The sequence below is a fragment of the Flavobacterium lacustre genome (assembly GCF_027474525.2).
GTDB lineage: Bacteria > Bacteroidota > Bacteroidia > Flavobacteriales > Flavobacteriaceae > Flavobacterium > Flavobacterium lacustre.
The window spans coordinates 821,683-844,376 of sequence record NZ_CP114882.2 but is presented as its reverse complement, the minus strand read 5'-3'; the positions used below and the strand labels follow the sequence as shown (position 1 = coordinate 844,376).

General features: G+C 35.3%; 17 protein-coding genes. 11 read left to right on the top strand and 6 right to left on the bottom strand.

Features of this window, described 5'->3' with window-relative positions:
- Positions 1–46 precede the first annotated feature (46 nt).
- The 5 genes from O6P34_RS03790 to O6P34_RS03770 form a co-directional block, all read right to left on the bottom strand.
- Entirely contained in the window at positions 47–2,023 is a 1,977-nt protein-coding gene (locus O6P34_RS03790) for a transglycosylase domain-containing protein (RefSeq protein ID WP_269685995.1), read from the bottom strand.
- 182 nt (positions 2,024–2,205) lie between these two features.
- Positions 2,206–2,769, bottom strand: a complete 564-nt coding sequence (locus tag O6P34_RS03785; protein ID WP_269685994.1) for a 5-formyltetrahydrofolate cyclo-ligase — start codon at positions 2,767–2,769, stop codon at positions 2,206–2,208.
- Positions 2,738–4,000, bottom strand: a complete 1,263-nt coding sequence (locus O6P34_RS03780) for a pyridoxal-dependent decarboxylase (protein WP_269685993.1) — start codon at positions 3,998–4,000, stop codon at positions 2,738–2,740. The genes O6P34_RS03785 and O6P34_RS03780 overlap by 32 nt, the downstream gene beginning before the upstream one ends.
- A 68-nt stretch (positions 4,001–4,068) precedes the next feature.
- A complete protein-coding gene (locus O6P34_RS03775; protein WP_269685992.1) occupies positions 4,069–5,106 on the bottom strand; it encodes a succinylglutamate desuccinylase/aspartoacylase family protein in 1,038 nt (345 codons plus the stop codon).
- A 22-nt stretch (positions 5,107–5,128) separates the two neighbouring features.
- Positions 5,129–5,602 (bottom strand): hypothetical protein, encoded by a 474-nt coding sequence (locus O6P34_RS03770; protein WP_269685991.1) that lies wholly within the window; start codon positions 5,600–5,602, stop codon positions 5,129–5,131.
- Between the two features lie 661 nt (positions 5,603–6,263).
- On the opposite strand from O6P34_RS03770, the gene uvrC reads away from it, so the two are divergent.
- The 11 genes from uvrC (at position 6,264) to O6P34_RS03715 (ending at position 22,216) form a co-directional block, all read left to right on the top strand.
- A complete protein-coding gene (uvrC, locus tag O6P34_RS03765; RefSeq protein WP_269685990.1) occupies positions 6,264–8,057 on the top strand; it encodes an excinuclease ABC subunit UvrC in 1,794 nt (597 codons plus the stop codon).
- A gap of 10 nt (positions 8,058–8,067) precedes the next feature.
- Positions 8,068–10,437 (top strand): patatin-like phospholipase family protein, encoded by a 2,370-nt coding sequence (locus O6P34_RS03760; protein ID WP_281324527.1) that lies wholly within the window; start codon positions 8,068–8,070, stop codon positions 10,435–10,437.
- A gap of 180 nt (positions 10,438–10,617) precedes the next feature.
- The gene (locus O6P34_RS03755) at positions 10,618–11,775 is read left to right on the top strand and encodes a homogentisate 1,2-dioxygenase (RefSeq protein ID WP_269685988.1); all 1,158 of its coding nucleotides are present in this window, start codon (positions 10,618–10,620) and stop codon (positions 11,773–11,775) included.
- Between the two features lie 82 nt (positions 11,776–11,857).
- A complete protein-coding gene (gene hppD / locus O6P34_RS03750; RefSeq protein WP_269685987.1) occupies positions 11,858–13,018 on the top strand; it encodes a 4-hydroxyphenylpyruvate dioxygenase in 1,161 nt (386 codons plus the stop codon).
- A 293-nt stretch (positions 13,019–13,311) separates the two neighbouring features.
- Positions 13,312–14,082, top strand: a complete 771-nt coding sequence (locus O6P34_RS03745; RefSeq protein WP_269686724.1) for a DUF3108 domain-containing protein — start codon at positions 13,312–13,314, stop codon at positions 14,080–14,082.
- On the top strand, positions 14,082–15,017 hold the full coding sequence (locus O6P34_RS03740) for a tryptophan 2,3-dioxygenase family protein (protein WP_269685986.1): 936 nt from the start codon (positions 14,082–14,084) through the stop codon (positions 15,015–15,017). The genes O6P34_RS03745 and O6P34_RS03740 overlap by 1 nt, the downstream gene beginning before the upstream one ends.
- A 24-nt stretch (positions 15,018–15,041) precedes the next feature.
- Positions 15,042–16,262, top strand: coding sequence for a M23 family metallopeptidase (locus O6P34_RS03735; RefSeq protein WP_269685985.1), 1,221 nt, complete (start codon positions 15,042–15,044; stop codon positions 16,260–16,262).
- Between the two features lie 142 nt (positions 16,263–16,404).
- Positions 16,405–18,048, top strand: coding sequence for a glucose-6-phosphate isomerase (gene pgi, locus O6P34_RS03730; RefSeq protein ID WP_269685984.1), 1,644 nt, complete (start codon positions 16,405–16,407; stop codon positions 18,046–18,048).
- Positions 18,049–18,420: 372 nt separating this feature from the next.
- Positions 18,421–21,132: a TonB-dependent receptor gene (locus tag O6P34_RS03725; RefSeq protein ID WP_269685983.1), complete on the top strand. Its 2,712-nt coding sequence runs from the start codon at positions 18,421–18,423 to the stop codon at positions 21,130–21,132.
- A 101-nt stretch (positions 21,133–21,233) separates the two neighbouring features.
- Positions 21,234–21,656, top strand: coding sequence for a hypothetical protein (locus O6P34_RS03720; protein ID WP_269685982.1), 423 nt, complete (start codon positions 21,234–21,236; stop codon positions 21,654–21,656).
- 77 nt (positions 21,657–21,733) lie between these two features.
- Positions 21,734–22,216 (top strand): septal ring lytic transglycosylase RlpA family protein, encoded by a 483-nt coding sequence (locus O6P34_RS03715; RefSeq protein WP_269685981.1) that lies wholly within the window; start codon positions 21,734–21,736, stop codon positions 22,214–22,216.
- Here the strand turns inward: O6P34_RS03715 and O6P34_RS03710 are convergent, their stop codons facing one another.
- Entirely contained in the window at positions 22,217–22,684 is a 468-nt protein-coding gene (locus O6P34_RS03710) for a CYTH domain-containing protein (protein WP_269685980.1), read from the bottom strand. It lies immediately after the preceding gene.
- Positions 22,685–22,694 lie beyond the last annotated feature (10 nt).

Sequence of the window (22,694 nt, the reverse complement as noted above, 5' to 3'; positions counted from 1 at the left end):
AGAACCCTGTCAGAGATTTTAACTTTGACAGGGTTCTTTTTTGGGTTTAAAAATCAAATTCTTCATCCTCTATTTTTATACTAAGCGAATCCAAAGGAATCGCTGTTGAATCCTGAATCTTCACAATATTCAAATAGGAACGTGCATTTCCGGAAACATAAACACCATGTTGACCAATCGTATCTTCAGAAGTCAGAATACCACGTTTCAACATCAGGTTGCTCAGGTAGCGTTGGTTTTTATTTGCGTATCCTTTTAAATTTCCTTGATTGTCAAATTGGTACATGAATTTCTTTGGACTCGGAATAATAGTGGCTAAGAATAAGCATTCGTTCAATGTTAAATCCGAAGGGCTTTTTTGGAAATAAAAACGACTCGCTTCCCCAATTCCATATACATTTGGTCCCCATTCGATGATGTTAAAATACACTTCGAGCATGCGCTCTTTACTTGCAATTCGGTTATTTTCTAATAGATATACCAATAAAATTTCTTCCATTTTTCGGGAAATTGTTTTTTCTCGGGTCAGGAATACATTCTTTATTAGCTGCATACTGATGGTGCTGCCGCCACGAGAGAATTTTTTGGTTTTGATATTTTTAATAATCGATTGTTTGAACGCTTCTGTAATAAAACCACGATGGGAGAAAAAAGAAGGGTCTTCGGTAGTGAGGACACATTTTCTTAAATAAGGTGAAATTTGGTTCAACGGCGTATAATCGGGATTGGCGGCACCAACTAAAACCGGGCGTTGCAACACATTTTTTATAATGGCACGATATACAAATTCACCATTGAGTTTATTTAAATTGGCTTGACCAAATTTGGTAATCCTAAGGTTTTCTTTGTTTAGTTTACTGTCAAAAATAATGGTGTTCGGTTTATTTTTATTGAACATGAAGTCCAGTTTGTAATCAAAACTTCCGCTCGCTTGCATGCCTTGAAAGTTAGTGAACAAACCGTCAGGAAGAGACGAAATAAAGTCTTGCGCCTTCATGTTTGGGATGTCAATTTTGAGTTTGTAGATGGTGTCTTCTTCGGTTTCGTAGGCGAGATAAGGATGAAATTTTATTTTGTTGAATTCTACTGTCGATGTGCTGTCAACCGAAATAAAATCAGAACCTAGCAAGAACCTGTAATCAAAACGCGCATTTTTGATAATGACATCTTTACTGGCAATTTTGGCGTGATTTATTTTCAAATTTGCAATGGCGGCATAACCATCGATATGCAATTCATCACCGTCTCTGTCTATGTCTTCAATGTTGAGTCGGATGGAATCAAAGCTGGAAATCAGATTGAAACGTTCGTCAAAATAAGGCACTTTGATAGCGCCGGTATCTCGGTTAAAAAAACGAATATCGGCTGTTTTATTTCTAGGATCGGCAAACCCTTTAATTTCCCATCTTTGCTTGAAAGTATTAGTTTGCACATCGATTGCGGTTTCCAGTTCTTTGTCATCAAGTATTAATTTCTTGATGTCGATTCTGGCTTTTTTACCGTTATCGTCTAACTTAAAAGTCAGGTTTTCGATGCTCATATCGGTTGGAACCAGATTCAATAATTTAGAAATAATTCGGTAGGCAAATTCCGCATAATCTCTTTTTTCGTTCGAGGATTTTACGGCATTGTCTTTTTTTAGAAAGGCTTGAAAATTTTTGACATTTCCTTTCTTGGTCAGTTGTACATAACCATTTTTGATTTCTAAAGTGCCTAGTTGCACATCGCCTATTAATAAATGCCAGAAACTGACACTGGTTTTCATTTTTTGAATTTTAAAAAGCGTGTCAGCACCTTTTGGAGCTAGAATAACATCCGTTAGATTCACACCTGAAAATCCGTCAAAAGAAGCGCTTTTTATAGAGAAAGTGCTGTTGTAATCCTGTTCCATTTTATTAGAAACCTTTACAAGCGTTTGTTGTAATAATTCATCACGGAAAAAATAAAACCCGACCATTAGGCCTATAATTACAACGCTGAGTATTTTTGCCGCTAGAACTATTTTTTGTTTTCCGGTTCTCATGAATGATGTGCTGTTTTGTAAAATGATTTCAAAATACTGCCGTTAAATAGTTCTCGGGCAAAGCATTTTGATTAAATGCCCGTAAAGGAATGAAAAAAAAGAATATCAGGAATAGATTTTGACAAATTTTTAAGCTTTGCGAATGGACCAAATCAAGGGCTTACTTGGGTTTGTGCCTAAAATCAAAATTTGAAAACAGCATTTGGCGTTACGCAATAATCTAATTTCACATCGGTTTCAAAAATATCGGTAATTTGTTTTTCGGGTTCAAAAAAAGAAAGTCCAATTTTGATGGTTTCCGGTTGGCATTCAGACAAGAATTTATCGTAAAATCCTTTGCCGTATCCCACCCGATTGCCTAGTTTATCATAGGCCAAAAGCGGAATAAAAACCACTTCTATTTTTTTGGCAGGCACTTCAATTCCGTCAACCGGCTCCGGAATGTTGTATTCGTTTTTCTTGATTTTGGTGTTGTCTGTCAACAAAAAGTGTGTCATGTTTCGGGTCTCGAAATCGCTTTTGGAAATCACAATCTCTTTGTCTTTTCCCGAAAGGAGGTGCAGAATAAACTCTGTATTGACTTCGTTGTGTGCTTCGATGGGAAGGAAAATATGAAAATACGTTTTCTCCCAAACCGGAAGTGTCAGCACATTATTGGCAACAGCCAAACTCATTTCCTCCAATTGATTTTCAGAAAGTTGTTTGCGTAAGGTTTTATAATGGAGTCGTAATGCTTTCTTCAGCATAAAGTGTGGCTTTGAGTTGGGCTATAAAAGTAGTTAAATGTTCGACTTCTACATGGTCCATAAGCACAATTTTATACCATTTATTGTTTGCGTTGTGTTGTTGAGGCACTAAATCAAAGGCGGAAGCAATTTTTTTCGGAATTTTCTCGGCATGAATCGTAACAATATTCATAAACGGTTCCCGAAAATAGCTGATGTTGAGTTTGTCGAGTTCGTTGCACAAAAACTGGGTGCGCATTTGTAGAATACTCACTTTTTCGAACCAGCCAAACGGACCATAAGTAAACAAAATCATCCAGACTGCAACTGCATTCGAACCGGAACGACTGCCGCAAAGCGTCAAATCCATACCTTCTACATACTCGGCTTCCTTAGTCAATACGTTTTCTATTAAGCCTTTTCGGCAAATAAAAATACCGGTTCCATACGGCGCTTGTAGCATTTTATGGGCATCGATGGTGATGGAAGTTATTTTGGGATTACTAAAATTTATTATCGATTTCTCATTGCTGAACGGATAGACAAAACCACCGTAAGCCCCGTCTATATGGAGTTTGTATTCAACTTGTTGTTTTTCTAGGGCTGTTGTATATTCTTCTGGATTGTCTACAGAGCCAAACATAGTGGTTCCCATATTAGACACGGCAATGAAATATTTTATTCCGTTTTGTTTTGCCCCAATGATTTTTTGTTCCAAAACAACGGTGTCAATTTCTCTTTTTTCGAAAGAAACGGGAATTTTTATCCAATCCAGCATCAGGAGATTGGCTGCTTTTGGGATAGAATAATGCGTGTCTTCGGAAGCTAGAATGGCAATTTCGTTAAGTTTAGCGCCTTTTTGGTACATAAAAAAGTTACGATACATCCATATGGCTTGAACGTTTGCTTCGGTTCCGCCGGGGGAAATGTAGCCGTCAAACGAATTGGGTTGGGCTTTGAAAATATCGACTGCAATAACATTTAAAACAGCTCGCTCGATTTGTTGGGTTCCTTTAAATGCTTTTTCAGAAGTGCCTAAAGTGTGGCATCCGATGTGATTGGGATTCGCAACATAAGTTTTTAAGGTAGGCGCATCTTTCAGGAAAGGCGCATCTTCATTAAACACTTTTCCGTCCAGTTTTGATGCCGGATAACCCAAAGAAGTGTCTTTAGAGAAATTTACATTTTCGTCTAATGCCTTTTGTATGTAGGCTTGTCGTTCTTTTTGACTTATTTTTTCCCAGTAGATCATGCGTTCTATTTTCAGCAAAGCTACTTTTTATGCGGGGTTTAAAATATGATAATTGTTAGCTTCTGTTATTAGGATTGGGAGAAATTATTGAAATCGGCAATCATACCAGAGTGTACTTTGTTGTTTTTTTCTGGTTTTTCGGCGATTAGTGTGTTCGATAAATGATAAATAGCATCCCCTTCATACACGATGGGCGAATGGTTGGCATTGATGACATAGCCGTCGTTTGGCGCTTTTACTTTGCGTTCAAATTTTCCAAAAGGGTCTGTAATGGTAGCCAGAATAGTTCCTTTTTTCACAAAGGTGCCAATGGTGTTGTTGTCGTGTAACATTCCGGAACATTTAGCCCGAATCCAATGGGATTTTTCGATGTAAATCGAAGCCGATTTTTGGCGTTCGGTATGGTGTTTCGGGTCGAGCATGTCCAGGTGTTTCAAGATGCGTTTTACACCGTTTACCCCTTCATTGGCCACATCAATATTAATATCTAATGATTTTCCGCCTTCAAAAAGGAGCATTTTTACGTTTAGTTTCTCACTTGAATTTCTAAAAGAACCCAGGATATTTTTCGAATATAAAGTAAAAGGCGCATTAAAAACATCGGCCAGTATTTTGAGTTCGGCGTCATTTTCAGTCAGTCGAATTTGCGGAGCGTTAAACCGGCTGGCACCTCCGGCATGAAAATCAATTGCATAATTCACGAGCGGCATAACTTCGGTAAGGATATGAAAAGCAAATCGGCTGGCCAAAGAACCTGTTTTGCTTCCGGGGAAAGAGCGGTTTAAATCCCGGCCATCCGGAAACTCGCGTGATTTATTGACAAAACCATACATATTAATAATAGGAATGCAAATGATGGTGCCTTTTTTGGGTTTGTTTATTTTTTTGCTAATGAGTTGTCGTACAATTTCGATGCCGTTGATTTCGTCACCATGAATGCCTGCCGAAAAGAGTACCACAGGACCGTCTAGTTTAGAACGGCGCACAATAATGGGAATATTCAGTTTGGTAGTAGTGTGTAATCGGGCCATTTCAACGTTGATGGTTTTATTTTCGCCCGGCAAAATGCTTTCGCCAAAAATTACTATTGGTTTTAAACTTCTCATAGATTCTGTTTGGGTCTATCGATTATTTTTTTTGGATTTTTCCTGTTTTTGGAAAAAACACTTTCATCGCATTAATTTTGGTCTCATATCCCATCTCACCGCTAAACCGGTTTTTGTATTTCGCATATTGATAATCCCGCAACGCATCCGTATAATTATCATGATCCCTCAGGATGCGGATGTTGAGCAATAATTGTTCAATACTCTTAGTTTGTGACAGCATTTGTGCGGCTTGACTGCGGTCTTTGTAGTCTAGCTCGAATTCGTTCCAGTCTACCTCCGGCGATTGCAAACCCGGTTGACTCTGGTGGTAATCTCTGGCTTTATTGATGAGCAGGATGTTTTTTTGACCTACTTTACCATATTTGCTGCGTTCCGCACTCGTAAGATTTTCAGATAATCCTAATAAGGTCGTATTGATAAGAGTCAAAGCCTCGTTAATCGACTGGATTTGCTCCTCTGTAAAGTGAATTTTTCCTAAATTATCTATGGGCATGGCGTATCATCAATTAGAATGGACTATAAATATATGAAAATTGATAATATATTAATAATTTTTATTAAAATATTGTCAATTATTATTGAAATAATAATAAATAACATTAATATAATTACGATTTATGATAATATATTAATAAAGAGCATTAAAAAATTAATAAATTTTAATGATGTATTAATAAAAAGTACCAATGCATTTATGAATTTTAACCTATTGAGTATAATTCAATTTGTTTAATTTTTTAACCACATAGAATCATAGATTTTAAAATTTTGGAAGGCATTTCACTTTTTTAGAAAAAGCCATAGCTATGTGAACCCAAGAATTGGGCTATCCAGCTCTTTTTTCTATGTTTCTATGTGGTTCAATTTTTTTATTTAAGATTAATTAAAATTCAACCTTTCGCGAAGTTTTTAAAGATTCAAGATACTTCCGGACATTTGCAGGACTAGTATTTTTATTTTGGCATCTTACTAATGTTATTTGTAAATTTGTTGAAAGTAAAATGAAATGGTACTATTACTGTCAAATAGCAATAGTAACAATTTCAATTCAAGACTTAAATAACCTGATAAAATCCGTTTCATCCGTTTGATCTGTGGCTGATTTTTCAAGAGTAATTTCAACAATAAAATCAATTGCGATTAAAAAGAATACAATGACTAATCCCACTATAGCGCTTCAAATACAAACCCTGCCCGATAATCCTGGCGTGTACCAATACTACGACAAGGAGGGAAAGATATTGTATGTGGGCAAAGCCAAAAACCTGAAGAAAAGAGTCTCTTCGTATTTTAATAAAATACACGATACGGCCAAAACCAATGTGCTGGTCAAGAAAATTGTAACCATAAAACACATTGTCGTTCCTACCGAAACCGATGCGCTCTTGCTGGAAAACAATTTGATAAAAACTTTGCAACCGCGCTATAATGTGTTACTGCGGGATGACAAAAGTTACCCTTGGCTGTGCATTAAGAAAGAACCTTTCTCCCGAATTTTTTCTACCCGAAGAATGGTCAAAGACGGGTCGGAATATTTTGGTCCCTACACCAGTTTCAAAACCGTAAATACGATTTTAGAACTGATAAAAGAGTTGTATCCATTACGAACCTGCAATTATGATTTGAGCCAAAGCAACATCGACAGCGGGAAATTTAAGGTCTGTCTCGAATACCATATTGGCAATTGCAAAGGACCTTGTGAGGGATATGAAACCTTAGAAAATTACCAAAAACAAGTAGATGCAATCCGCGAAATCCTCAAAGGTAATTTCAAGGAAAGCATGAAGGATTTCAAGCGCGTCATGACGGATTTGGCTGCCGATATGCATTTTGAAGAAGCCCAAAAAATAAAAGAGAAAATAGAAATTCTCGAGAATTACCAATCGCGTTCTACGATTGTCAACCCAAAAATTACCAATATTGATGTGTTTTCGATTGTATCGGATGAAAGTGCGGCCTATGTCAACTTTTTGCAAATTTCGCATGGCTCCATCATTCGTTCCCACACGATGGAAATCAAAAAGAAACTCGATGAAACCGATGAAGAGCTGCTGGAATTGGCGATTGTTGAACTCCGGGAGCGTTTTCAATTGCTGTCTAAAGAAGTCATAGTACCGTTTCCGGTGGACTTGGGCGAAACAATAAAAATTACCGTACCGCAATTGGGCGACAAAAAACAAATTCTGGATTTGTCTCTTCGCAACGCTAAATTTTATAGAATAGAACAACTCAAGCAATTGCAAATCGTAGATCCGGATCGTCATACCAACCGAATTATGGCGCAAATGCAAAAAGACTTGCGCTTGCACGTAGAACCGCGCCACATAGAGTGTTTTGATAACTCAAATATTCAGGGAACCAATCCTGTTGCGGCTTGTGTGGTTTTTAAGGACGGAAAACCAAGCAAAAAAGACTACCGCCATTTTAACATCAAAACAGTTGAAGGACCGGATGATTTTGCCTCGATGACCGAAGTGGTCTATCGCCGCTACAAACGATTATTAGACGAAAACGAACCCTTGCCGCAACTCATCATCATTGACGGAGGAAAAGGACAATTATCATCGGCACTCAAGAGTATAGATGAGCTGGGCTTAAGGGGAAAAATTGCCATAATCGGAATTGCCAAGCGGCTCGAAGAGTTATTTTATCCCGGCGATTCTATTCCGTTGTATTTAGATAAAAAGTCGGAAACCCTCAAAGTAATTCAGCAATTGCGTAACGAGGCGCACCGTTTTGGGATTACGCATCACCGCGACAAGAGGAGCAAAGCGGCCTTGAATTCCTCGGTTGAATCGATTCCGGGCATTGGCGAAAAAACCATGCTCGCTTTAATTCAGCATTTTAAAAGTGTTAAAAGATTAAAACTAGCCACCGAAAAAGAAATTTCGGACGTTATAGGTATATCAAAAGCGAAAAAAATTACCGACTTTTACAATAATAATTAGCCCTCTTATTATGAGCCTATTCCAGCTTTCCGTTTCAAGCACTCCGCAAAAAAGCTTTTTTTCCAATAAAAAAAAAGGAGCTCCTTGGATCGCTCTTTTTTTTCAGGAAAAAATAGCTTTTTTGCTGTCGTGGCTTTTCACTGTAATCTGGGGCTTGCGCAATACATCACGAATTATCCTTTATTCGTTCGTCTTTCTTCTTAGTTTTCTTTTCAGCACACAATCCGTTTTTTCACAAGAACAAAAAAGGCTTAAAGTAGGACTCGTTCTTAGTGGAGGCGGGGCCAAAGGATTTGCACATATCGGAGTGCTCAAAGTAATAGAAGACGCCGGCATCAAAATCGATTATATTGGCGGAACCAGTATGGGAGCGGTAATTGGCGGCTTGTATGCTTCGGGATACAATGCAGCTCAGATTGATTCCATTTTTCAATCCACCAATTTTGATGAGCTAATCAATGATTTTATTCCAAGGTCTTCCAAGAATTTCTACGAAAAACGAAATGACGAATTATACGCCTTGGTACTGCCGTTTAACAACCTGAAAATTGGTATTCCCGAAGCCCTTTCAAAAGGGATGTATAACTTTAATTTATTGAGCCGAATCACCAGAAATGTGCGCCATGTAAGGGATTTTAATCAATTGCCAACGCCATTTTTATGTATAGGAACGAATATCGAAACTGGAAAACAGGTTTTATTGAATAAAGGGAATTTGGCGCAAGCCATGTTAGCCAGTGCGGCATTTCCGTCTTTATTTTCACCCATAGAAATTGACGGAGAATTACTCGTAGATGGCGGTGTTGCGAATAATTATCCCATTGAAGAAGTTCGAAAATTAGGAGCGGATATCATCATTGGTGTTGATGTGCAAGACGATTTAATGGATAGAAATCAGCTGAAAAATGCGACCAAAATATTGGTTCAAATTACCAATCTTCAATCTATTGAGAAGATGAAAGCAAAAGTAGCCAATACCGATATTTATATCAAACCGGATATCAAAAGCTACGGTGTAATCTCGTTTGACAAAGGACAGGAAATCATCAGGAAAGGGGAAGAAGCCGCCTTTTCGGTATATGAAATAATTAGAAGCCTTCAAGGACAACAGGATTTTTATGCGAAACCTAAATTAATTATCAAATCCGATACCTTACAAATCCAGGAGGTCAATTGCAATGAATTGAATAATTACACTCAAGCGTATGTGTTGAGTAAATTGCGGTTTAAGCCAAATACAAAAGTGAGTTATGCCGATTTACAAATGGGAATAAATAATATTAATGCGACCCAAAACTTCCGGGCTATTGATTATTCTTTTGAGCCTAAAGAGGAAAAAGAGCATTTGAATATTCATTTGATAGAAAATCCAACAAAAAGTTTTTTGAAATTTGGATTGCATTATGACGGCTTGTATAAAAGTGGGGTTTTGGTCAATTTCACAAACAAGAAAGCACTTTTTAAAAACGATATTATCTCCCTAGATGTTATTTTAGGAGATAATTTCAGGTATAATTTTGATTATTACATTGACAATGGGTTTAATCTCAGTTTTGGATTTAAGTCCCATTTTAATCAATTTAACCGCAATGTAGCAAAAGAAATAAGTCCGCAGGATTTAGGTGGTGTAGGCGTAAATACCATCAATGTCGATTTTTCGGATGTGACCAATCAAGCATATTTCCAGTCTTTATTTGTACAGAAATTTTTGGTAGGCGCCGGAGTAGAATTAAAATTTCTTAAAATAAAATCCGAAACCTTGTCAAATGCAGACCCTATTATTGACAGAAGCAGTTATACAAGTGTTTTTGGTTATATGAAATACGACTCTTTTGATAATAAATATTTCCCTAAAAAAGGATGGTATTTTTCTGGCGACGTCCAGTCTTATTTATTTTCATCTGATTACACAAATCGATTCAATCCTTTTTCTATAGCGAAAGCCGAAGTGGGAATCGCCACCAAAATTATAAATAAGGTTACGCTGAAGTTTCAAGCAGATGCCGGTTTCAGTTTTGGAGGCGAAAGCGTGTCTTTCTTTAATTTTGTTTTAGGAGGATATGGATATAATACCATAAATAATTTCAAACATTTTTATGGCTATGATTTTTTGAGCGTTGCTGCAAACAGTTATATCAAGACCGCAGCGACCTTAGATTATGAGTTTTTCAAGAAAAATCACTTTAATTTTTCGGCTAATTTTGCCAACTTAAAAGATAATCTTTTTGAAACGGTAGATTGGATTTCTATGCCAAAATATACCGGATATGCCGTAGGATACGGTTTAGAAACGGCAATAGGACCTGTAGAAATCAAGCATTCCTGGTCGCCTGAAAATCCAAAAGGATATACGTGGTTCGGCATTGGATTTTGGTTTTAATTTCGAATTGTATCAAATAAATTACGATATTTGTTATAATGAAAACAAAATGGACAGGTTTATTAGAATATCTTCAATTCCTTATCAAGAGAAATCCTGAATAAGAAACCCTTTTTTGATTGAATGCCGTGCATTATAAAGTGCTCTACTTTAAATTGTTAAACTTTTAAACAAAAAAACATGCCATTATATCATAAATTGGGAAATTTTCCCTCGAAACGACACATCCAATTTGAAAAACCAAATGGCGGGCTTTACTATGAGCAACTCTTTGGTACAGAAGGATTTCATGGTCATTCTTCACTTTTATATCACGAACACAGACCCACTCAGGTTAAGGAAATCCTAAGGTCGTATTCGGTGGAACCTAAAATTGCCATTGGCAAAAATATAAAATCATTATTGCTAAAAGGTTTTGAGTTAAAACCTGAAGAGGATTTCTTGGACAGCCGCAAAGCCATGCTCGTCAATAAAGATTGTACGATAGGATTGGCCGCGCCAAAACAATCTTTGCGAACGTATTTCTATAAAAACGCTGATGCTGATGAGCTAATTTTCATCCACAAAGGAAAAGGGAAATTGCGTACCATGATGGGAAATATCCCTTTTGAATATGGCGATTATCTAATTATACCGCGTGGAATTATTTATCAAATAGATTTTGAAACTACAGAAAACCGACTATTTTACGTAGAATCATTCGCACCATTTTATACTCCAAAACGCTATAAAAACGAGTCTGGACAACATCTGGAACACGCTCCTTTTTGTGAACGCGATTTTATTTTGCCAAACGAATTGGAAACCCATGATGAAAAAGGGGATTTCCTAATCAAAATCAAAAAAGAAGGAATGATGCATGAAGTCATTTATGCGACACATCCTTTTGATGTAGTGGGTTGGGATGGGTATAATTTTCCGTACGGATTTTCCATTCACAATTTTGAACCTATAACCGGGCGCGTACATCAACCACCGCCAGTACATCAAACTTTTGAAACAGCAACTTTTGTGGTGTGTTCCTTCGTTCCGCGACTGTATGATTACCATCCAAAAGCAATTCCGGCACCATACAATCATAGTAATATTGACAGTGATGAGGTGTTGTACTACGTTGATGGCGACTTTATGAGCCGTAATAATATAGAGCAGGGTCATATTACATTGCATCCCAAAGGTATTCCTCACGGACCTGCACCTGGCGCCATGGAGCGCAGTATTGGGCAGACTATCACTCAGGAATTAGCGGTTATGGTCGATACCTTTCGTCCCTTGATGGTTACCGAAGAAGCTATGGGAATTGATGATGGTCAGTATTACAAATCCTGGGTAGAGTAATTTGACCATTAGGGTTAGGACAATCATATAGAAACAGCTCTTTTATAGAGTACTCCAAATCGTGACAAAAAAATAAAAAATAATGAGTAAAGAAATAAAATCAGTAAACTACGGTTTAGAGAAAATATTCGAAGGCGCACAAGATTTCCTTCCATTAATGGGAACCGATTATGTAGAGTTTTATGTAGGAAACGCTAAGCAAGCTGCCCATTTCTATAAAACTGCTTTTGGCTTCCAGTCCTTGGCGTATAGCGGTTTAGAAACCGGTTCTCGTGACAAAGTGTCGTATGTTTTAAAACAAGATAAAATCCGTTTGGTATTGACTACCGCTTTAAACAGCGAATCTCCAATTGGTGAACATGTAAAAAAGCATGGCGATGGTGTAAAAATTATTGCACTTTGGGTCGAAGATGCCCGAAAAGCATTTGAAGAAACCACCAGTCGTGGCGCAAAAGTATACCTTGAGCCAGTAGTGGAGCAAGACGAATTTGGGGAAGTAGTCCGAGCCGGAATTTATACTTATGGCGAAACAGTACACATGTTTGTAGAACGAAAAAATTATACGGGAGCTTTTCTTCCTGGATTTGTCGAATGGAAATCAGACTATAATCCGGCGCCAATTGGACTTAAATATATTGATCATATGGTGGGAAATGTGGGTTGGAACCAGATGAATACTTGGGTGAAATGGTATGAAGACGTGATGGGATTTGTGAACTTTCTTTCTTTTGATGACAAACAAATTCACACCGAATATTCCGCTTTGATGAGTAAAGTAATGAGTAACGGTAATGGTAGGATAAAATTTCCGATCAATGAGCCTGCAAAAGGAAATAAACGTTCTCAAATTGAAGAATATCTTGATTTTTATGAAGGTTCAGGTGTACAGCATATTGCAATTGCCACAGATGATATTATCACGACGGTTTCGGAGTTGAGAGCAAGAGGAATTGAGTTTCTTTCTGCGCCACCGCATGCCTATTACGAAGATATTCCAAACCGATTGGGGGAACACATGAAAATGATGCACGAAGATTTAGTTGTCATAGAAAAATTAGCCATTATGGTTGATGCTGATGAAGATGGCTATTTATTGCAAATTTTTACTAAACCAGTTGAAGACCGACCGACCTTATTTTTTGAGATTATCCAAAGAATGGGTGCTAAAGGTTTTGGAGCAGGTAACTTTAAAGCCCTTTTTGAGTCAATAGAACGGGAACAGCAATTGAGAGGAACTTTATAAAAGTGCATTTTTTTTGCATAATGTGAAAAAATAATCGACAAGTAACATCATTCTTTGCTAATGTTGTGTTAAAGTATATTTTAGATGAAAAAAACATAGATTTGTTATTTACCTTTGCACTCGCAAAAAGAGAAGGGGTGGTTTCCTTCTTTTATTGATATAAATTTCATAATTTATAGTTTTTTGGTTAGTTAATAGCATAAAAACTCAGTCATTATTTGACTGAGTTTTTTTGTTTTAATACATTTGGAACAAAATTTGCACTTGTGGTCAATAAATAGTACAATAAGATGATGAAAAAAATAGCACTTCTTTTAATATTTATAACGACTGTAAGTTTCGACTCTCAAAAAGAAGATGCTTTTGCGGTCGGTGAATGGTTCAAATTCCGAATTCATTATGGTTTTGTAAATGCGGGTTATGCCACTATGGAGGTTAAAGACGCATCAATAAACAACAAAAGAGTCTTTCATGTTGTCGGGAAAGGCTACACTACAGGCATGTCCCGATTTTTTTTCAAGGTTGATGATCTTTATGAAAGCTACATTGACAGAGAGACCGGAAATCCATATCAATTTGTCCGAAAAATTAATGAAGGCGGATATACTAAAAATCAAGAAGGCTTTTTTACTCCTTCAGCTAATAAAATTCTGGTAAAAGATTATAAGCATAAAACCGAAAATACATTTTCGATTCCAAAAAATACGCAAGACATTATGTCGACCTTTTATTATTTGCGTAATTATCCAAATATTGATAAAATAAAACCGGGTGAATCTGTTTCTATAGATATGTTTTTTGATGATGAGACTACAAAGTTTAAGTTAAAGTTCATTGGTCGTGAGGATATTACAACTAAATTTGGCGTCGTTTCTACGATGATATTTAGACCTTTGGTACAGTCAGGGCGTGTTTTTAAGGAGCAGGAAAGTTTAACGGTTTGGATTTCAGATGATGATAATAAGTTACCTATTCGAATAAAAGCAAGTCTGGCAGTTGGATCTATCAAAGCTGATTTAGAAGCATTCAAAGGATTAAAAAATCCATTTAAAGTAAAACAATAATGAGTAGTACGGATCATTCAGAAGCTATTTTGAAAGAAATTGACTTAAAATACCAAGCGATACATCAAAAGACAGAAACTCATTTAGAAGGGTTGCTTTGGTCAAAACCAATTACCTATTGGGATTATATTCAAACGGATGCTTTGTTGAGTCTTCAGACACAAAGAACCACACTTCCTGATGAAATGGTTTTTATCATGTATCATCAAGTCAATGAATTGATTTTTAAGATGATTCTTTGGGAAATGAATCAGATTTCATATTGTGAAAATATTAAAACTGATTTTTTTACCGAACGTTTAATGCGCATCAGTCGTTATTTTGATATGTTGACTACTTCTTTTGGAATCATGGAAGAAGGAATGGAAGTGGAACAATACATGAAATTCAGAAACACATTAACACCAGCCAGTGGTTTTCAAAGTGCGCAATACCGATTGATAGAGTTTTCTTCAACAGATTTGATTAATCTTATTGATTATAGATTTAGAGCGTCAATTGACCGAAATACCCCTTTTGAATTTGCTTTTGAACATTTGTATTGGCAAGCTGCCGGTAAAGAGTATCAAACGCGAAAGAAATCTTTTTTATTGGAAGAATTTGAACGAAAATATAAAGGAATTTTCTTGACACACATGAAGGAATATAACACCATCAATATTTGGCAAAAATTCAAACAACTTCCTGTTGAAGATCAAAAAAACAAGGAATTAGTTGCCGCTATGCGTCATTATGATCATACCGTGAATATTACATGGGTAATGCAGCATCTTAATACAGCCAAAAAATATATTGACCAAAGCGGAAAAGGGGACGGTGAAGCCACCGGAGGAAGCGATTGGAAAAAATACATGCATCCAAAATACCAACGAAGAATATTTTTTCCAGAATTATGGAGTGCTGATGAATTAGCAAATTGGGGCTCTGAAAATTAGTTTAAATTTCAAAATATAAACAGATTGAAGCATTTCTTTTTACTTATTATAGTATTATTTTCTATACTATCTTGTTCTAAAAACGACGAAACATTAGAGGATACAGCCGCAAAACCAGTTTACAAAAAGATTGAGTTTGGATTTACCTATGCCGATTATAATGTAATTCACGACACGATAAAAAAGGGAGACACTTTTGGCAGTATTATCGAAAAGCAAAATATTGGAAATAAAAATGTCTACGATATCATCGAAAAGGTAAAAGATACTTTTGATGTGCGAATCATGCGATTTGATAAACCCTATGTTTTACTCCGATCTAAAGACAAAAAAAATAAATTACAGGTTTTTATTTATCAGCCCAATGCTTTGAATTATTATGTGGTTGATTTGAGAGATTCTACAGTTACGGCTTATAAGAAAACGTTGCCAATAAAAATAAAACGCAGAACAATTGGCGGATTATTAAAAGGATCTTTGTCTGAAACTTTAGAAAGTGCGAGAGTTGAAGGTGCTTTGGCCAGTAAAATTTCTAAAATTTATGCTTGGTCTATAGATTTTTTTAAATTAAAAAAAGGAGATCGGTTCGCTATTACTTTTACCGAAAGGTATATAAATGACACTGTTTATGATGGTGTTGACAGTCTTGAGGCTGCTTTTTTTGAATATAAAGGCAAGTTTGTTTATGCTTTTCCTTTTGCCCAGAATCCTTCGTCGGAAAAAATAGAATATTATGATGAAGACGGGAAAACATTGAAGAATTTCTTTTTGAAAACGCCCATTAAATTCAGTAGAATATCTTCCCGATTTTCTTCAAATCGATTTCATCCGGTACAGCAAACTTGGAAAGCCCACAAGGGAACCGATTATGCCGCGCCTTATGGAACACCTATTACGACCACGGCAGCCGGAGTCGTAGAGCAAACCGGGTTTACTACAGGAAACGGTAATTTTGTAAAAGTAAAGCACAACGGAACCTATTCTACTCAGTATTTACACATGTCCAGGATTTTGGTTCGTCGGGGCCAGCACGTAATACAAGGGCAGGTTATTGGTAAAGTAGGTAGTACAGGATTAGCTACAGGACCTCATGTATGTTATCGTTTTTGGAAAAATGGCGTTCAGGTTGATGCGCTTAAACTTAAATTGCCAAATGGTGAGCCAATGAATGGCAGTAGTAAAAAACGATTTTTAACACATATTGAGCCTTTAAAAAGAGAGCTGGACAGTGTTGCTAATTTGTGATAATATAATTCCTGATACCATAATCTTTCAATTGGTAAAATTGTAGTTTTTAAGTGTTATATAAGTGTAAACTCCCTGTCTATTTAAACTAATTTCAGTATTTTTGCACAAAAATAAAATAATACTACAATATCAAATATAGATGGCTTTAAATACAACAAACCCAACAGGTACCGAAGCTTGGAATAAGCTTCAAAAGCATTATGAAAAAATGCAAACGGCATCGATGCACGAAATGTTTCAATCAGATGCTTCACGAGTAGAAAAATTCAATTTGAAATGGAATGATTTCTTAGTTGATTTTTCAAAAAATCGAATCAATGAGGAAACGTTAACGTTATTACTCGAATTAGCCAATCAAGTTGGACTTAAAAGCGCTATTTCAGAATATTTTGAAGGAGGAATTATCAATCAAACTGAAAACAGAGCAGTACTTCATACGGCATTAAGAGCCAAAGAATCCGCAGTTATAAATGTTGAAGGAATAAATGTCGTTCCTGAAATTTACGAAGTAAAAAGTAAAATAAAAGCATTTACAAACGAAATCACTTCCGGTTTAAGAACAGGTTACACCGGAAAACCATTTACAGATATTGTAAACATTGGTATTGGTGGTTCAGACTTAGGACCAGTAATGGCTGTTGAAGCGTTACAGTTTTATAAAAATCACTTAAATGTTCATTTTGTTTCGAATGTTGATGGCGATCATGTAAACGAAATTATAAAAAAATTAAACCCGGAAACTACACTTTTTGTTATCGTTTCTAAAACATTTACAACTCAGGAAACACTAACGAATTCAGAAACAATACGAGAGTGGTTTTTAAAATCAGCAACTCAATCTGATGTAGCGAAGCATTTTGTGGCGGTTTCTACAAATCTTCAAAAAGTAACTGAATTTGGAATTAATTCTGACAATGTTTTCCCAATGTGGGACTGGGTTGGAGGACGATTCTCTTTATGGAGCGCAGTAGGACTTTCAATAAGTTTAGCAGTAGGTTTTGATAATTTTGACGAATTATTGAATGGTGCAAGTGAAATGGATGAGCATTTTAAAACAGCTGATTTTGACAAAAATATCCCTGTAACTTTAGCATTATTAAGCGTTTGGTACAACAACTTTTTTGGTGCCGAAAGCGAAGCACTGATTCCTTACACACAATATTTGCAAAAATTAGCGCCTTACTTGCAACAAGGTACGATGGAAAGTAATGGAAAAAGTGTTGGTCGTGACGGAAAACCCGTTAATTATCAAACCGGAACTATTATTTGGGGAGAGCCGGGAACAAATGCACAACACGCCTTTTTTCAATTGATTCATCAAGGAACTAAAGTGATTCCAACTGATTTTATTGGATTTGTAAAACCATTATATGGAGATGACAATCATCATGACAAACTGATGTCTAACTTTTTTGCACAGACAGAAGCTTTAATGCACGGAAAAACTCAAGAACAAGTTCAGGCAGAATTCGATAAACAAGGTTTGTCAAAAGATACAGCAGAAGCGCTTTTGCCTTTTAAAGTCTTTGCAGGAAACAAACCTACCAATACTGTTTTAATCCAAAAATTAACTCCAAAAACATTAGGTTCGTTAATTGCAATGTATGAGCATAAAATTTTTGTTCAAGGAATTATCTGGAATATTTTCAGTTTTGACCAATGGGGAGTTGAGTTAGGAAAACAGTTGGCAAATTCTATTTTGGAAGAAATCAATACAAAAACGATTAAAGAACACGATAGTTCGACTTCATTTTTGTTAAATCATTTTTTGACAAATAAGTAAAAGTTGCTTTAAAGAAACTAAAAATTTATTTTTTATAATGAATTAAAAAGTAGAGATAATAAATAGTTTTAATAGCACTAAAAATGAATATACAGAAGCCTTGATTTATATAAATCAGGGCTTTTTTTATGGATAAGTAATTCTGTAAAAGGAATATGGACTAATTTTTTTATATTGATTAGTTCTGAAAAATTACTAATCAAATAATAAAACAGTGATGAAATAATTAATATTATTTTTTTTTAACAAAATAGATGTAAGAATCATTTTTTTGTAAAAAAAGAGGTTCTAAATGTATTTTTCTTAACGTTATATTAACTTTTTAACCTAAAAATGTTATAATTTTGCCAAATATTAATAAACTAAACAACAATGAAGACAATGAAAAATTGGTTACTCACTGGATTAATGTTATTGGTAGTTTCAACAGTATTTTCTCAAGGAAAAGTTACAGGAACTATTACGGATGGTCAAGGTGCTTTACCTGGAGCAAATGTTGCTATCAAAGGTACTACAGCTGGATCTTCTTCAGATATTGACGGAAAATTTTCTGTTGATGCAACTGCTAATTCTGGAGAATTAGTTATTACTTATTTAGGTTTCGAAACCAAAACAGTTAAATTTAGTGTTTCTAATGGAGGAACAACAAATTTAGGTACAATCATTTTGACTTCTGATTCTAATCAATTAGAGGAGATTGTAGTAGTAGGAAGAGGACTTATCGATTTAGCTAAAGAACGTAAAACGCCTATAGCAGTTTCTACCATTAAAGCGGCTGAAATTCAAACAAAAGTAGGTGCTGCGGATGTTACTCAAGCATTTGTCAATACGCCATCAGTTTATGTTGCGGGGCAAGCGGGAGGATTTGGAGATTCTCGAATTTCTGTTCGTGGATTCCAGCAAGATAATACCGCTTTTTTATTAAATGGACAACCAATTAATGGAATGGAAGATGGTAAAATGTACTGGTCTAACTGGTCTGGAATGTCTGATATTGCTAATTTTATTCAAGTGCAAAGAGGTTTGGGTTCTTCTAAATTAGCCATTTCATCAGTTGGTGGTACAGTAAACTTTGTTACTAAGGCAACTGACAAAAAAGAAGGAGGTTTTATTTCGACATCTACAGCAAACAATGATTATCTAAAAACTACAGCTGCCTATAACTCAGGGATTATGAAAAATGGGTTTGGAGTTAGTGTTTTATTATCTCACTGGCAAGGTGACGGGTATAATAAAGGTACTTTTGGTCAAGGTCAAAGCTATTTCATCTCTTTTGGATACAAAGCGAATGACAAACATAGTTTTAACTTCTTGCTTACAGGAGCTCCTCAATGGCATGATCAAAATTTCACAAAAAAGATATCTGATTATTTAGGTTTTGGAAGAAACTATAACAATAATTATGGTTATTTGAATGGACAATACATATCAGAAAGAACAAACTTTTACCACAAACCGGTAGCTAATTTTAACTGGGATTATAAAATTTCTGATAAAACAGATTTATCTACAGTAGTATATGCTTCTTGGGGTCGAGGAGGAGGAACAGGAAACTACGGAAGTGGTAAAAAAAGTATATCTGAAGTAAATCCTTATACAGGATTAAGTCAGTCAACTTATATTGATTTTGATCAAATCTATTCAAATAACTCAGCATTAGCTGATGCAGATCAAACTTTTGCAAAAAGTTATTTGATCAGATCATCTATGAATAATCATGCATGGTATGGTGTGGTGTCGAATCTAAAGACTAAATTAAACGAAAATATTTCTTTTAATGCAGGTATTGATTTAAGAACTTACAAAGGAACTCACTACAGACAAGTAAATAATTTTTTAGGACTGACAAGTTTTACAGATGTTAGAAAATTAAGAGGAGCGAATCATTTAACTCAAGGAAGCAATGTGAGTCAAATTGTAAATAAGTCGATGTCTACAGACCCATGGGGAGCTTTTTTTAATAAAATAGATAATAATCAAAAAATTGATTACGATTATAGTGAAAAGATTTCTTATGGAGGTTTATTTGGTCAATTAGAATACAGTAAAGATAACTTGTCTGCATTTTTACAAGCATCTGTCTCAAACCAATCTCACCAAAGATTCGATGTCTATGATTATTTACCAGAGTTCAAAGATTCTGAAAAAGTGAATAATTTGGGATTTAATGTGAAAACAGGAGGTAGTTTTAAAATCAATGAAAGCAATTCGTTATATGTAAATGCAGGATATTATTCTCGTCAACCATACCACGATAATATTTATTTGAATTTTACGAATGAAGTTAATCCGTTAACATCAAATGAAAAAATTCTAGGTTTAGAAGCGGGTTATAACTTTAAAATTAATAATTTTTCAGCAAGTTTAAATGCTTACAGAACTTCATGGGAAGACAGAGTTGTTTCTTCTTCAAGAGTAGTAACTGCTTTGACAGAAACTGTTGGTACAACTGTATTAGCACAAGGTGATTTAGTCTATAAATCTAACTTAGGTGTACAGCAATTACATACAGGACTTGAATTGGATTTTGTATACAAGCCATTTAAAGAGTTGAATTTTAAAGGGTTTGCCTCTATTGGTGATTGGAAATATAAAGGAAATTCTACTACAAGAGAAACTGATGAAAATCAAAACTTGTTAAAAGAATCTTTGGTTGATGTAGATGGAGGAAGAGTGGGTGATGCTGCTCAGACTACATGGGGATTAGGGGCTGATTATTTCTTGTCTAAAAACGTTTCATTCGATTTAGATTGGAGAACTTATGACAAACTGTATGCTAATTCAGGTGCTATTAAAGAAAATTTAATGCTACCAACATATGATTTAGTTGATGCTGGAGCTACATATAAAATGTTTGTTGGAAAAAATAAACAAAACACAGTTAGTTTTAGACTTACAATGAACAATATTTTTGACGAGGTTTATTTGTCAGAATTATCAGGAACGCCAATCAAAGCTTCTGCTACATTAGGTTCAGGAACATATGAATCAGCAGGAAGAACTTATAAAGGTATAGCTGATGCCAATCAAGGATACTTCGGTTTTGGAAGAACTTGGAACTTTACGCTACGTTACAACTTCTAAGTAAAATTATATAATAAAGAAAACGGCATTCACTTTTGGTGTAATGCCGTTTTTTTTATGCCTTTTTTTTTATTATATTTGAATTTCAAAAAACAAATTATATGTACGAATTCATTCAGAAATTTCATTCCGGTTGGGCTTATTTAGCACTTTTAGTATTAGTAATTGCAGTTGTTAATTCCATTATTGGAATGACTTCTAAAAAAGAATTTACATCAAAAGACAGAAAAATAGCTTTGTTTGCATTAATCGGTACACACACACAACTTCTTGTAGGCCTTATTTTATATTTTGTATCTCCACTAGGTTTAGATGCTTTCGGTCAAATGAAAGATGCCGCTTTACGATTAACTTCATTAGAACATCCGTTGCTAAACATAATAGCAATCGTATTTATTACAATTGGATGGTCTAAACATAAAAAAGCCATTTCAAATGAGTTTAAATTCAAAGCTATTGCTGTTTTTTACGGTATTGGTTTAGTTTTGATTTTGAGTAGAATTCCTTGGTCTTTGTGGTTTTAAAAATAGAGTCCTGAAAAGGACTTTTTTTTTCTAGGTATGGTTTTTGTAAAAATAGTTCTGAACTAAAAAAAGTATAAATGAAAAAATTAATTACCCTGTTCTTTTTATTTGCTGTAATAGGCTTAATAAGCAGTCAAAGTGCGGTTGCTATTAAACAAAAAGCACCGGTATCAAAAGATACTATTAAGAAAAATAAAATAGAACTTGCGGAACAAGAAATAGTTTCGGATACCAATATAGTTGAAAAAGGAAAGTACAAATTCTACAAAAAAAACGCGCATGCTTCTTATTATGCTGATAAATTTACGGGCAAAAGAACCACTAGCGGAAGAAAATTTGACAATAATAAATATACTGCAGCGCATAAAAAATTTCCATTTGGTACAAAGGTAAAAATTACCAATGAGGCTAACGGAAAATCCGTAGTCGTTGAAGTTATCGACCGAGGACCGTTTGTAAGATCAAGAGAAATAGACCTTACCAAGCGTGCTTTTATGGAAATAGCACAGAACAAAGGAAGCGGTCAGATGAAAGTAACAATAGAAGTTCTGGAAAAATAATCACCAGCCTGTAAAAGGATGATTGCTTAAATAAGCATTGTAATACCGATTGTCATTAGTCACTTCTTCGCCTAACCAATCGGGTTTTTCGAATGTTTCCGTTTCAGACTGGAGCTCTACTTCGGCAACAGTTAGCCCTTTGTTTTCTCCATGAAATTCATCTACTTCAAAAATGTGATTTCCAACTTTGACTTCAAAACGGGTTTTGTCAATAACTCCTTTTTCGCACAACAATAATAATTTTTTAGCCTCTTCAACAGGAATTTCTTTTTCCCATTCAAATCGGGATAAACCAGATGCACTAGAAATTCCTTTTATGGTCAGAAATCCTTTATCGCCTTTTATTCGAACTCGAACAGTACGTTCTGGCACTGAGCTTAAATAACCCTGCGCAATAGTATTCTCTTTAAAAGCTTCTGTTTTGAAAGCGTCAGAGCTAACCAGAAATTTTCGTTCTATTTCAATCATTAGGTTTGTT